Origin of the sequence: Spirosoma rhododendri, assembly GCF_012849055.1 — a bacterium.
In the GTDB taxonomy this organism is placed as follows: Bacteria; Bacteroidota; Bacteroidia; order Cytophagales; family Spirosomataceae; genus Spirosoma; species Spirosoma rhododendri.
The window spans coordinates 2,720,193-2,732,526 of sequence record NZ_CP051677.1; the positions used below are offsets into that span (position 1 = coordinate 2,720,193).

Consider the following 12,334-nt stretch of genomic DNA (forward strand, 5'->3'; position numbering starts at 1 on the left):
GAAAGTCAGTATAACTGCTGACGGTATTAGGCAAAAGGTAGCCAGTTGGATGATCTACTTGTTTTAAAGAGTGAAAGAGCAAAAGAATGAAAGAGTGAAATGTTGCTGACGCGAGCAATCGCTCTTTCATTCTTTCGCTCTTTAGAATCCTGGATTCTGGGTGAAGCCAGACGTGCCGTCGGCGTTCTTTTCCGCGCGATCGATCTGGGCCTGCGGAACCGGACGCAGGTTGTGTATGTCTTTCACGTTGGTGGCACCATCGGGATTGTAGGCTTTCACCCGCTCCACCAGGTTACCCCAACGCTTCAGATCGAACCAGCGCGTTTGTTCGCCAGCCAGTTCGCGGGCCCGCTCTTCGTAGATCATGTTCATGTCCATCTGCGCGGCCGTGATTTCCATTGCCGACTCTTTTCCCGAAAAAGCAGCCCGACGGCGTACCATGTTGATGGCCGTTACGGCGTCCGACGTTTTGCCCTGCTTCAACTGCGCTTCGGCCAGAATCAGGTATGTTTCGGCCAGGCGGAAAGCCAGATAGTCGCGGCTACCCGACTCGTAGGTTCTGTCGGGCCGGAGCGGGTCGAAGAATTTTTGCAGCGGTGGAAACAGTACCTGACTGTAGGCACTCGGCACCAGCACCTGATACGGTTTTTTCGCCCGCTCGGCCAGCGGCATTTCGTAGCCGGGGATGAAAATGGCGGTATCACCCAGTTTGTAGGTGACTTTGTCTTTCGACTTATCGAAACTGGTATTGTAGGTGCCGGGGGAGTTGGAGAGCCAGGTGTTCTGGTAGGTTTTCCTGTAGCGTGAGTCGTTGGTGCGGTCCTTGAAAACCGTCTCCAGCAGATACGTCGTTGGGCGCAGCCGCCGGAACGGACGACCGTAGTTGATGTCCCGGACCATACCGGCCTGCACGTCGTATTGCATACCGAAAAACAGGTGCAGCGTGTTGCCACCCGTATTACCGCCCGTGTTGGCCAACGGAGCCGTCGAGGCATTGGTCAGCGGATCGGAGGTGTACTGAACGGCGAAGATGACCTCATCGTTGATTTCGCCCGCGCCCTGAACGAATACGCTGGCAAAATCGGACAGGAGCCTGAACCCGTAGTTGGCAATTACGCTCTGCGCGTAGGTGGCGGCTTTGGCGTAGTCGTCGGAGGCTTTCGCCGACGACGTGGCTTTGGTCAGATACACACGGGCCAGCAGGTGTTCGGCCGCAGCTTTCGTAACCCGCCCGTACTCCGTCGCTCTGATTTTGGGGTCCAGATCAGGCACTGCCGATTCCAGATCAGATACAATCGCTTTGTACATATCGGCTTCCGTAGACCGGGTAACTTTTTTCGTGGGTGCCAGCGTTTCCGTCAGCCGCAGGTCTACTCCGCCCCACTGCTGAGTAAGGATAAAGTAGTAGTGCGCGCGCAGGAACTTTGCTTCAGCCACCCGCAATTTCTTCACCGCATCGGAAACACTGGCGGTTGGTGCCCGCTCGATAACTGCGTTGCAGGTGTTGATACCCCGGTACAGCTCATCCCAGACCCCTTGCAGAATGTCGACGGAGCTGTTCAACTGACTGTCGTAGAAGTGAAAGCCCTTGTAACTCCCGTCGGACCCGGTTCCGTAAATGTCGGTGCCAAATTCGGTCATCGTCAGGCCCTGCTGAGTACCGTAGAAACTGCGGAGCGGAACGTAGGCCGCCCGGACTGCATCCTCAAAGCCTTTGGGCGTATTGATATAGTCGTTGCCGATGCTGGAGATAATTTTTTCGTCCAGAATATCCTTGCACGACTGGCCTGTCAGCAGCAGGGCCGTCAGCCCCAGTGCCCGAAGGCTGTTGGTGAAAAAAGTCGATTTCATTGACATAATGATTGTCGGTGATGGGTTGTAATCAGAAGCGCACGTTCAGGCCGAAGGTGGTGATGCGGGTCGCCGGCACGATACCGTTGTCGACCGTACCATTCGACGATTCAGGGTCAACCCCGTTGTATTTCGAGCGATAGGTCGAGAAGATAAACGGCTGCTGAATACTGGTAAACAGCCGCAACGACTGAAGCCGCAGCTTCTGGGCGAAGGTGGATGGGAACGTGTAGCCGAAGTTGATGTTCCGCACCTTCACGAACGAACCGTCGAAGTAAATAAGCGCCGTGTTGTAGAGCGGAAACTCCTGGTTGGCGTTGGGGCGCGGAAACTCGTTGGTCGGGTTGTTGGGTGTCCAGTAATCGACCTTGATCTGCTCGTAGCGGCCAGCCAGGGCGTTGTTGTTCTGGTGGAAACCGCTCAGAATAGTCTGGCCAATTCGGGCATACACGAAGAAATTCAGGTCGAAGCCTTTGTAGCTGAATCGGTTGGTAATACCAGCACTGAAGGTAGGAATGTCCGAGCCGATATACGTCCGATCGTTGGTGACGGAGAATGTACCGTTGCCGTCGATGTCGGCCAGCTTGACCTGCCCCGGCAGGAAGTTGCCGAACGCTTTTGCCGCGTCAGCTTCGTTGGTTTGCCAGATGCCTATCTTCTTGAAATCGTAGTACGAGGTCAGGGGCTTGCCAATAAACCACCGGTTACCGATGTCGTCGACGGCTCCATTGTAGAGCGAAAGAATAGCTTCGTTATTCTTGGTAAACTGAAGGTCGGTGGTCCATTTGAAGCCACTTTTCGAGTCAATGTTCACCGTCGAGACGGTTATTTCGACGCCCCGGTTTCGTGTCTCGCCTACGTTCCGTGTTACAGCGTTGAAGCCGGTGGAAGTGGGCAGCTGATCCGACAGCAGCAGGTTGGTGGTGTTGGTCTGGTACACCTCCAGCGAACCGGCTACCCGACCGCGCCAGAAGCTGAAATCGACGCCAACGTTTGTTGATGTCGAGGTTTCCCAGCGCAGATCTGCGTTGCCGATGGTGTTGGGGCGGTAGCCGTAGGCGGAGTTGTTACCCCAGGCATAGACCGAGCGGGTCAGCAGGCCCTGCGTCTGGTAAGGGGCTACTCCCTGGTTACCCACCGAACCCCGGCTAACCCGCAGTTTGAGCAGATCGACCCAGGTCGACGATTTCAGAAACTCTTCGCTGCTCAGGTTCCAGCCCAGCGCGATACCGGGGAAGTTACCGTACTTCGTGTTCTCGCCAAACCGGCTCGATCCGTCACGGCGCAGCGTGGCCGTCACCAGGTACTTGTCTTTGTAATCGTAGTTGACCCGACCCATATACGAGTTGATCGTCCACTGAATCAGGTTGCTGCCTACGCCAAGTACCGAGCTTGCAGCCCCTTCGTTATAAAACGACTGGGATTCGGCCGGTACGCCCTGCACCTGAACGATGTTGTACTCGAAATTGTCGCGCTGAATCGATTGAAGGGCCGTGATACCCAGGTTGTGATTGCCGAACGTCTTGTTGTAGGTCAGGATGTTTTCGAGCGTGTAGTTGAACCCAAACTGACTGGTAGAAGCCGCCTGCGGATCGCCCCCCTTGCGGGCGTTTGTCTGGGCACCAATGAAGCGACCGTCGCGCCGGAGCGAGAAGTCCGGTCCGAAGTTGACCCGGTATTTCAGGCCTTCGAGAATGGTGGCTTCGGCGTAGACACTGTTGAAAATCCGGTACTTCTTCCGCTCATCAATCTGCGCACCCGGTACAACCTCGGCCAGCGGGTTGGTCAGCAGGGCATCGTTGGTGGGCGAGAAGATCAGGTTGCCGTTGTCGTCGTAGGGGCGGCCCAGCGGATTCTGCTGAATCGTAAACGTGTACGGATTGAGGGTTGCGCCGTTTTGCAGGCTGTACATCAGATACGACGACAGACCCACCCGGAAAATGCGGTTGATCTGATGGTCGACGTTGGCCCGCAGCGAATAACGGGTATAATCCAGACCAGGCATGATGCCTTTGTCTTTGAAATAACCCGCCGATATATAAAACTGCGTCTTTTCATTGCCGCCCTGCACGCCCAGCGAATGATTTTGCTGGAAGCCCTGCCGCAGAATCAGCGACTGGTAATCAGAGCTGCGCCCGGCGGCAATGCCAGCGGCCACGTTAGGGTCGCCACCAAGCACCGAGATTTTAGCGTCGGCAACCGGGTCTGATTGACCGGTCGGTACGACCTGCCCGGCCGCGTTGGTATACGCCCCCGTTGTCCGGTAAGCTTCCCGCACAAATTCAGTAAACTCGGGCCCGTTGAACAGGTTGATCTTGTCCAGCGCGTCGGTTACACCCACGTAGTTGTCGTAGCTGATCGTGGTTTTGTTGTTGGTATTGCCGCGTTTGGTCGTCACCAGCACGACGCCGTTGGCACCCCGCGCACCGTAGATGGCCGTAGCGGTAGCATCCTTCAGAATCTCCAGTGAGGCTACGTCGTTGGGGTTGAAGTCTTCGTAGCCCGACGATACAAAGTCCATCGTTGTTCCCAGAATGAGGGGCCGACCCGATAACAGTTCGTTCCGGTCGCCCGCCAGCGGAATCCCGTCGACAACGTAAAGCGGGTTGTTACCGGCGTTGAACGACCGGCGCCCCCGCACCCGAATCGTCGGTGTAGACCCCGGCCGGCTACCCGACTGCGCCACGTCGACGCCAGCAACGCGCCCCTGAATAGCCTGCCCGATATTGGCGATGGGCAGCTCCGTGATCTGCTTCGACGATACCGACGAAATGGCCCCCGTCGTCTGGCTTTTTTTCTGCGTACCGTACCCGATGACCACGACTTCGTTCAGTGATTTATCGTCGGAACTCAGTCGTATGTCGACGGTCGATTTGTTGCCGACAGCGATCTCTTCGGCCCGGAAACCAACCGACGAAAACACCAGAATAGCCTGCTCATTCGGAATGGCAATCCGGTAGATACCGTTGGCGTCGGTGGTGGTGCCCCGCGTGGTACCTTTTACGGCGACTGTGACGCCCGGCAGCGCATTGTTATCGTCGGCAGACAGTACGCGGCCGGTCACGGTGCGTTCCTGCTTCGGATTGTCGATGGTCAGGCGTGGCGTAGAAGGGGCACTGAAGGCCGGAACCGTCAGCAGGGTAAGGGCCGACAGCCCCAGCATGGATAGCCACGGTCGCGGAATTAGTTTGGACCGGGTACAGGTAGTTGTTCGACTCATCAGAAACAGGATTTAGGAATGGATACTGGTTAAGGTAAAGGGTAATCAGGGTAAAGGGCGGGCGAGTCCGGCGGCAACTTCAATGGTTTGGCCGGGCCGTAGTTGAATGGGCTTTCGCCGGTTGACGAGCAGGTTGACCGCTCCCGACGTGAGGGCTACTTTGGTGCCTTTAGCGCAGTGGCGAATGTGAAATACGGTGCCCGTTGCTTCGACAGTCAGGTTAGACGTGTGTACCCGAAACCGTTGATCGGTGGTTGGGGCCGGGCGATGTGCTACGGTGAAATCGGCTTCTCCGTCGAGCCATACCGCGCGGGGCGTTTCGTCGGACCAGCTATCGGTAAAGCCCTGCCGATCGTAGCGCAGCTGACTGTTGGCGTGTAGCTGCACCTGCGATCCATCGGGTAGCTGCACGGCACGCTCTGGTTCGTTGCCCGTGCGGATAACCACCTGCGACTGGTGGGGGCCGTATTGAATCCAGAGCGCCCAGCCAATGAGCAGAACCACACCCAGCGTGGCCGCTACCGTTCGCCCGAAGTACCACCAGCCAACCATCGTCCGATCCTTGGGTTGCAGCGGCCGGACATCCTCCATACCCTGTAACGACTCCCGTATACGACCCCACAGCGAACTGATTTCGTCGTTGGCCAATCCGTCGGAGCCTGCCAATGCCGAATGTAAAATCAGCTGTCTGGCGCTTTCAACGGTATGCCGTCGGGCGGGGTTATGATTCAGCCACAATTGCCAATGCATAGCCACCTCTTCGTCGTGCGGGTGTTTCACCCAGCGAACGAACAGGTCGTCGAGGGCAAATTCCTCGGCTGTATAGGCAGAATATGGCTTTTGGGGCACAGGCGTATTGCAGGTAGTACCCGTCAAAGCAACCACGCAAACTTTTTCTACTTATATTTTTCCCCGGTATCGTCCATGATCGTATGATCCATCAAGTCGATGAATCATCTCTGCAATCAGTTGATAGTGAATTGGAAGGCTGCTGGTTGTAAACGAAAAAAGGTCGAACGCTACCGTTCGACCTCCTGGAAAAGACTGGTTACGATTTACTTAGTAATTTTCGTAAGTATATACAATAGTTCCGAGCGTGGTTCCGCTGGGGCTGGTTGCTGTTCGCTTCGTAGGAAGGCCCTGTGCGTTGTATTCGTAGGCGTATGTCACGTTCGGCAGACTCGTTGTGGAATAGGTAACGCTCGTAATGTTGTTTCGACTGAATCGTGTCGTTTGGTCTATTGCCGGGTCCAGCAACCCGAAAAAAGGATTTGGCTGTGCATCATATGTATAGGTGGCCGTCCCTCGTACTCCGTGCCCGGCTGCTGTGCTGAATTGCTCACTCGTGATATTTTCGCCTGTGTAAGCGTACCTGTAACCGTTTTGATCGATGGGCGACGAGCTGCCAATTTCGAGGTAGCCGCTTATCCGTTTGTCTGCGTCGAAGGTGTATTGATACGTTCTGTCATAGATGTCAGAAAACACTTTCCCTCTCAGTAGATAATATCGTCTTACGGTAAAACTAACTCCGTCCAGTGGCAATGGATAGGGCGTGGCTTGTCCCTGCGTCTTGTCGGCTGGGTCTGGGTATTCAATGTAGAAGGTATAGTTCGCCCCTGAAGCATTGTTAACATAATTCAGCTGCGGATCGCCGTAAGCGATTACAGCCAGGCTGTTCTTGCCGTTGAAGACCCTGTCAATCGACACGGGCCGGTTCTGACTGTCATAGCTATACGTATACGTGTAGTTGGTGTTACTGTTTTGCTCCACGCTTTGTACGGAACGAAGACGAAGTCGAGCGGGCGATGCCGGGCCACCCAGGCGGTGGTCGATGCAGGAAAATAAGCCGGTTGCCAGTAGCAGGTAGACGGCCAGTGAGCGGATGTTGAGTACCATGAACGGGTGCGTTTGGATAGTGACGACGCAATACTAACGCATCGTATCGCCATGTAGTCATACATCCGTGGTGTATTGACTTATCGGTAGCCATCTCCGCTCTTAACTGCTGACTTACAGACTGAAGTCGCTCACTTCTCCGCTTTCTTACGAGCGCTTTTCGCCTTCGCCGTATTGTCGACAAACTGCTTTCCTTCTTTTGAGCCTGCCTGCTTTTTGGCGTTGGTTGCTTTCTTCTCCGCGGGTGAGAGTTCGTCCCACGCTTCTTTGGGCAGATACCGGGTTGTGCCCCCTTCGCGGTCGGCGGGTTTGCCGTCAGATGTTTGCCACTCCTCTTTGGTCCATGTCGACAAATGCTGCTGCGACTCGGTACGCTTGTCGTCGAGGTAACCACCGCCCGCTTTCTCGTATTCGTGGGTCAGCAACTGGGCTTTCCGGGCGCTCCACTGACCGGGCTTGCCACCTTTATCCCCCGCCGTGATTTCTTCCTTAAGTTTTTCGCGTAGCTCTGGCTTGTCGTAATTTTTAGCTGCTTTCTTTTTAGGGGTATCCGATTTGGGTTTGTCGGCGGTTTTATCTGTTTTCGTTGCCATAGCGTTGCACAGTTTTCGATGCTAGCCACTCAACGCCCTGTACGATCAAATGTTAATGCTCGTACAAATTTTGCTGAGTCAAAACCGGGGCCGGTACACCGAACCGGCCGGGGGGCGGGCGGTGTGTTCAGAACCATTGACTAGCCCGGTCGTTATGTCATCATCAACCACAGATCAATGAATCGTATAGCGGGGCAATTTTTTTTCTTTCTATTTATGTATGTCGGCATGGGTGCGGCTGTGTGGGCGCAGGGGCAGGCCGGGATTCAGAAAAAAACGAAACTTACCGACGGGCGCGACTCATCCGGGACGGCGTCGACCGCGCCAAACTCGCTGACGTTCACGGCCTCGACGGATCAGCGGTTCTTTTTCTTCAATGATACCCGCAACGAAAACGATCAGCGGACACCCGTCAACGTATACGGTGTACGGGCGGGTTTTCTGTTTCCGTCGCAGCGCAAACGCGATGCGCTGACCAGCGGTCGGGCAGCCAGTTTCAAAGCGGGGGCCGGGTTTTACTTCGTCAATCAACACCTCGATCAGCCGGGGCTTCTGCCCAACACGTCGGCTGCCGTAACACGTCATCTACGCATTGCCACGGTTTTCTACGAACGGTATCTGTATCGGAAGGGCCCGTTTGAGGTCAGTCTGCCGACGGAGATTGGCTACGGGCATTCGCGCTACGAAGTCGCCGAACCCGACAAAGACGTGGAAGTGGCGCGGGGTATTTTCATTCCGGTAGGGGTGGGCATATCGGCGGCTTATCAGTTTCCGTACGTCCGGTGGTTCAAGCCCCTGCGCTGGTTTGGTTTGTACTTTCTGACGGGCTATCGGTTTGTGTTGAAAAAGGACATACCCGAAAGCCAGATCAATTACAGCGGCCTGTACGTATCGGTTGGCCCCTCGTTTTTCCTGGAAAACTTCACTGCCGACGTAAAATCGTGGGTGAAGCACCGCAAAGCCCGACGGGAGAAAAAATAGTTGTAGAGTCGTAAAGTTATAGGGTTGTAAAGTTGCCATCCGGCGGTAGCCAGCGTGCGTCAGGCCCGGCGGGGAATCGCAACTTTACAACTCTACAACTTCAAAACTATTCCCATGCAATCGTAACCGCCTGCTCGATGTCGGGGTGGAGGCTGATGGCGACGGGGCAGGTGTGGGCGATGCGCTCCAGCTTCGCGCGGGTGGCCTCGTCGGGCAGCGAACCGGTTGTGCGTAATGTCAGCGCTACATCGATACGGGCAATGCGACGGGGCGGCTCACTGCTCATCACTTTGGTCACGTCAGCCGAGCTGCCGTTCATCTCGATACCGTCGCGTCGGGCGAAAATGGCCATCGTTGTCAGAATACACGCTCCTAACGCGTTGGCAACCAGATCGGTTGGTGAGAACGCTTCACCCCGGCCCTGATTGTCGGAAGGGGCATCGGTCAGGATATGAGTACCCGATTGAAGGTGGGTGCAATCAGTGCGAAGTTCACCCTGGTAATCGATATGAATGGTTGGCATAACTGGCTAATTACTTGATGAATAGATGCGGGTAGCCGGATGCTTTCTCCACCAAAGAAACTGTGGTTATATTCGGCAATCCGATACCCATTTTTCGTTAAACATAAGCAGGGAGATTGGGTTAGGCTAGTGCCGGTCGAATTTTGCTGGCAGATTAGCAGGAATTAAAGTAGCTTTAATGCTGAATTAGAGAGCGATGCGAACACGATATACAGTTATAGGCACGCTGTTACTGGGCTGGCTGCTGGGGAGTGGCCGGGCAGTGGCGCAGAACAGCGATCCGGAGGACGACAACTACCAGCGTACGACTACCTTCGGCGTCACGACCAACACAAACTCCGGTATTCTGGGCGGGGTATCGTTTCGGCAATCGAAGCAGTTGCCGGGCGACCTGTTTGGCTTGCCGCAGGCGCGCTACCTTAGTATTGAAGCCGTTAACGTAAAGCATCCGAAGGAACTGGCTACCAGTAGCGGCTACGCATCGGGTCGGTTTATCGAAGGAAAAGAAAACTACCTGTTTGCCGTGCGGGGGCAGTATGGCCGGGAGGTCAAGCTGTTTCAGCGGTCGGGCGACGAAGGGATCGCGGTAAACGGTATCGTTGCGGCTGGGCCGACGCTGGGCATCATCAAACCCTACTATGTCAACGTGCAGGAGGGCAATCGGCAGGTGTCCGTTCCGGCTTCGTCGCTGTATCAGCCCGGTGCTACGGGGGCACCCGTGGGGCCGGGGGCTTCTTTCAGGGCTTCGGTAATTCGCAGTTCACCGTTGGACTGAACGCCAAGGCGGCCCTTAGTTTCGAACTGAGCACCTTTCGCAACAATACCACCGGCGTCGAAATCGGTTTTCTGGCCGAAGTGTTCCCCAACAAAATCGTCATTATCCCCGATACGTCGCCCGGTGCCAACCGGACAGACGGCAACCGGCAATTTTTCACGTCGGGCTATATCACGCTGTTTTTCGGTAGCCGCAAATAGATTTTTTGGCTAAGAAAGAAGCGAGACGTAAGGAGAAAGAAACTGGTACAGACCAATCTTTCTTCTTACGTCTCGCTTCTTTCTTCTCAATGCGCCACGAACGAACTTTACGGCGCTAAAACGAATTTTCGTAGAAAGGCACGAGGAGATATGATCGAATTACCCGTAGTACCCTCCGAACAACAACGCAAAAAACGTCCCGACTGGCTGCGTGTGAAGCTGCCCATCGGGCCGGAGTACGCCAAGGTTCGGAAACTGGTTGACGAACACAAGCTGCATACCATTTGCGAGAGCGGCAACTGCCCCAACATGGGTGAGTGCTGGGGCGCAGGTACGGCTACATTTATGATATTGGGTAACGTCTGTACCCGTAGCTGTACGTTTTGCGCCGTTGCTACCGGTCGGCCCAACGAATACGATACTGACGAGCCCCGGCGCGTGGCCGAAGCCATCGTGCTGATGAAAGTCAAACACGCTGTACTGACGTCGGTAAACCGCGATGAGTTGAAAGACCGGGGTGCCGAAATCTGGTACCAAACGGTGCGTCTTATCAAGGAAGCATCCCCCGCAACAACCATCGAAACCCTGATTCCCGATACGAAAGGCAATTGGGAGGCACTGGAGCGGATGATCTCGGCAGGGCAGGAAGTCGTATCGCACAACATGGAAACCGTCGAGCGGCTGTACCGGCGTGTACGTCCACAGGCTCGTTACGAGCGCAGTCTGGAACAAATCCGGCGCACGAAAGACTACGGGCAGCGCACCAAGTCGGGCATTATGCTGGGGCTGGGCGAAACCCACGACGAAGTGTTCAAAGCGATGGACGATCTGGCGGTTAATGGGCTGGACATCCTGACGCTGGGCCAATACCTGCAACCAACCAAGATGCACCACGAAGTCATCGAGTGGATTCACCCCGACACCTTTGCGATGTACCGGGAAGAAGGACTCCGGCGCGGACTGAAGTACGTTGAGTCGGGGCCACTGGTTCGGTCGAGTTACCACGCGGAAAAACACGTAAATGTCTAGGTAACGATTTGTAAACCTGACAATAGCGACCTTATTTCGTAGAAAGCCCGGGCGGTGCGCCCGGGCTTTTGTTTTTGCATGAAAAAATACGACTTCATCATCGCAGGGGGTGGTATGGCGGGTCTGAGTCTGGCGTACTACCTGACCTCTTCCGCACTACGCGACCGATCGATACTTATTCTGGAACGCGATCTGAAAAATCGCAACGACCGAACCTGGTGCTTCTGGGAAAAAGAAACGGGGCCGTTCGAGCCGATTCTTTTTCAGAAATGGGATACCGCCCTGTTCTACGGACCGGGCTATACGGGTCGCCTGGGCATGGGGGGCTATCGGTACAAGATGCTGCGCGGTATCGACTTCTACGCCTTCGTTGAAGAGCATCTGGCCAAGTTTCCGAACGTCGAACGGCGGCAGGCTACGATCAACCGCATAAAGGACACGCCACAGGGCGGTTTTGTGATCGCCGACGATGAACCGTATCTCGCCGATTACGTATTCGACAGTACATTCCAGTTGTCCCTCGATCAGCCGGAGCGGCACAACCTGCTCCAACATTTTAAAGGCTGGTTTGTCGAAACGGAACGGGCATGTTTTGATCCGGCCATCCCAACTATTATGGACTTCCGGGCCGAACAGCACGGCGACTGTCGGTTTGTGTACGTCCTGCCGTTCGATACCAATCGTGCGCTGGTGGAGTTCACCCTGTTCAACGACCGGCTGCTGACCGAAGCCGAATACGAATACGCCCTCCGCCATTACCTGAGTCAGCACGTCGATACCGGGGCTTACCAGATTACCGACGTCGAAACGGGCGTAATTCCCATGTCCGACGTGCCGACAACCGAACTGCCATCGGAGCACATTATCCGAATCGGTACCTCGGGCGGCTACACGAAGCCATCGACAGGCTACACGTTCAACCGATCGCAGCGGTATCTGCGCGAACTGGTCGATAATCTGGCCAGTCGGGAAAAGCCAGCACGTGATGTATCGTGGTTCAAACGGCGATTCGCGCTTTACGACAGTATCTTCCTGAACGTGCTGGAAAACCACCGTTACCCCGCCGACGCCCTGTTTACACGTATATACGCCCGTAACCCCGGCCGCGTGTTTCGATTCCTCGACGAAGACACAACGCTATTCGAGGAAATCCGGCTGTTTGCTACCATGCCTATAGGGCCATTCCTGAAAGGATTGGTCGATGTGCTGCGCCGGAAAATTATTTCCCGCTAGGAACAGCTGTCAATCAGTCATATAAATGGTGAT

Annotated in this window: 10 protein-coding genes; 4 read left to right on the forward strand and 6 right to left on the reverse strand. The window is 55.2% G+C overall.

Annotated features, from left to right (window positions below):
* Nucleotides 1-141: 141 nt before the first annotated feature.
* The 5 genes from HH216_RS11290 to HH216_RS11310 form a co-directional block, all read right to left on the reverse strand.
* A complete protein-coding gene (locus HH216_RS11290; protein WP_169550911.1) occupies nt 142-1,851 on the reverse strand; it encodes a RagB/SusD family nutrient uptake outer membrane protein in 1,710 nt (569 codons plus the stop codon).
* Between the two features lie 31 nt (nt 1,852-1,882).
* Nucleotides 1,883-5,014, reverse strand: coding sequence for a SusC/RagA family TonB-linked outer membrane protein (locus tag HH216_RS11295; RefSeq protein ID WP_169553350.1), 3,132 nt, complete (start codon nt 5,012-5,014; stop codon nt 1,883-1,885).
* A 102-nt stretch (nt 5,015-5,116) separates the two neighbouring features.
* Entirely contained in the window at nt 5,117-5,920 is an 804-nt protein-coding gene (locus HH216_RS11300; protein ID WP_169550912.1) for a FecR family protein, read from the reverse strand.
* Between the two features lie 210 nt (nt 5,921-6,130).
* A complete protein-coding gene (locus HH216_RS11305; protein WP_169550913.1) occupies nt 6,131-6,967 on the reverse strand; it encodes a hypothetical protein in 837 nt (278 codons plus the stop codon).
* 131 nt (nt 6,968-7,098) lie between these two features.
* On the reverse strand, nt 7,099-7,560 hold the full coding sequence (locus HH216_RS11310) for a hypothetical protein (RefSeq protein WP_169550914.1): 462 nt from the start codon (nt 7,558-7,560) through the stop codon (nt 7,099-7,101).
* Between the two features lie 177 nt (nt 7,561-7,737).
* Here HH216_RS11310 and HH216_RS11315 point away from each other — a divergent pair, with 177 nt between their 5' ends.
* Nucleotides 7,738-8,541, forward strand: coding sequence for a hypothetical protein (locus HH216_RS11315; protein WP_254448789.1), 804 nt, complete (start codon nt 7,738-7,740; stop codon nt 8,539-8,541).
* A 106-nt stretch (nt 8,542-8,647) separates the two neighbouring features.
* Here the strand turns inward: HH216_RS11315 and HH216_RS11320 are convergent, their stop codons facing one another.
* Nucleotides 8,648-9,064: an OsmC family protein gene (locus tag HH216_RS11320; RefSeq protein ID WP_169550915.1), complete on the reverse strand. Its 417-nt coding sequence runs from the start codon at nt 9,062-9,064 to the stop codon at nt 8,648-8,650.
* A 196-nt stretch (nt 9,065-9,260) separates the two neighbouring features.
* Between HH216_RS11320 and HH216_RS11325 the strand changes: the two genes are divergently transcribed.
* The 3 genes from HH216_RS11325 to HH216_RS11335 all read left to right on the forward strand — a co-directional run bounded on the left by HH216_RS11325 (nt 9,261) and on the right by HH216_RS11335 (nt 12,301).
* Nucleotides 9,261-9,839 (forward strand): hypothetical protein, encoded by a 579-nt coding sequence (locus HH216_RS11325; RefSeq protein ID WP_254448790.1) that lies wholly within the window; start codon nt 9,261-9,263, stop codon nt 9,837-9,839.
* A 350-nt stretch (nt 9,840-10,189) separates the two neighbouring features.
* Complete coding sequence (gene lipA / locus HH216_RS11330; protein ID WP_169550916.1) at nt 10,190-11,068, forward strand: lipoyl synthase; 879 nt, start codon at nt 10,190-10,192, stop codon at nt 11,066-11,068.
* Between the two features lie 78 nt (nt 11,069-11,146).
* On the forward strand, nt 11,147-12,301 hold the full coding sequence (locus HH216_RS11335; protein ID WP_169550917.1) for a lycopene cyclase family protein: 1,155 nt from the start codon (nt 11,147-11,149) through the stop codon (nt 12,299-12,301).
* Nucleotides 12,302-12,334 lie beyond the last annotated feature (33 nt).

What these genes read in the sequence shown, in the direction of transcription:
- HH216_RS11320 (WP_169550915.1), bottom strand. Translation starts at nt 9,064, where the DNA reads ATGCCAACCATTCATATCGATTACCAGGGTGAACTTCGCACTGATTGC.
- HH216_RS11295 (WP_169553350.1), bottom strand. Translation starts at nt 5,014, where the DNA reads ATGCTGGGGCTGTCGGCCCTTACCCTGCTGACGGTTCCGGCCTTCAGT.
- lipA (WP_169550916.1), top strand. Translation starts at nt 10,190, where the DNA reads ATGATCGAATTACCCGTAGTACCCTCCGAACAACAACGCAAAAAACGT.
- HH216_RS11305 (WP_169550913.1), bottom strand. Translation starts at nt 6,967, where the DNA reads ATGGTACTCAACATCCGCTCACTGGCCGTCTACCTGCTACTGGCAACC.
- HH216_RS11310 (WP_169550914.1), bottom strand. Translation starts at nt 7,560, where the DNA reads ATGGCAACGAAAACAGATAAAACCGCCGACAAACCCAAATCGGATACC.
- HH216_RS11290 (WP_169550911.1), bottom strand. Translation starts at nt 1,851, where the DNA reads ATGAAATCGACTTTTTTCACCAACAGCCTTCGGGCACTGGGGCTGACG.
- HH216_RS11325 (WP_254448790.1), top strand. Translation starts at nt 9,261, where the DNA reads ATGCGAACACGATATACAGTTATAGGCACGCTGTTACTGGGCTGGCTG.
- HH216_RS11315 (WP_254448789.1), top strand. Translation starts at nt 7,738, where the DNA reads ATGAATCGTATAGCGGGGCAATTTTTTTTCTTTCTATTTATGTATGTC.
- HH216_RS11335 (WP_169550917.1), top strand. Translation starts at nt 11,147, where the DNA reads ATGAAAAAATACGACTTCATCATCGCAGGGGGTGGTATGGCGGGTCTG.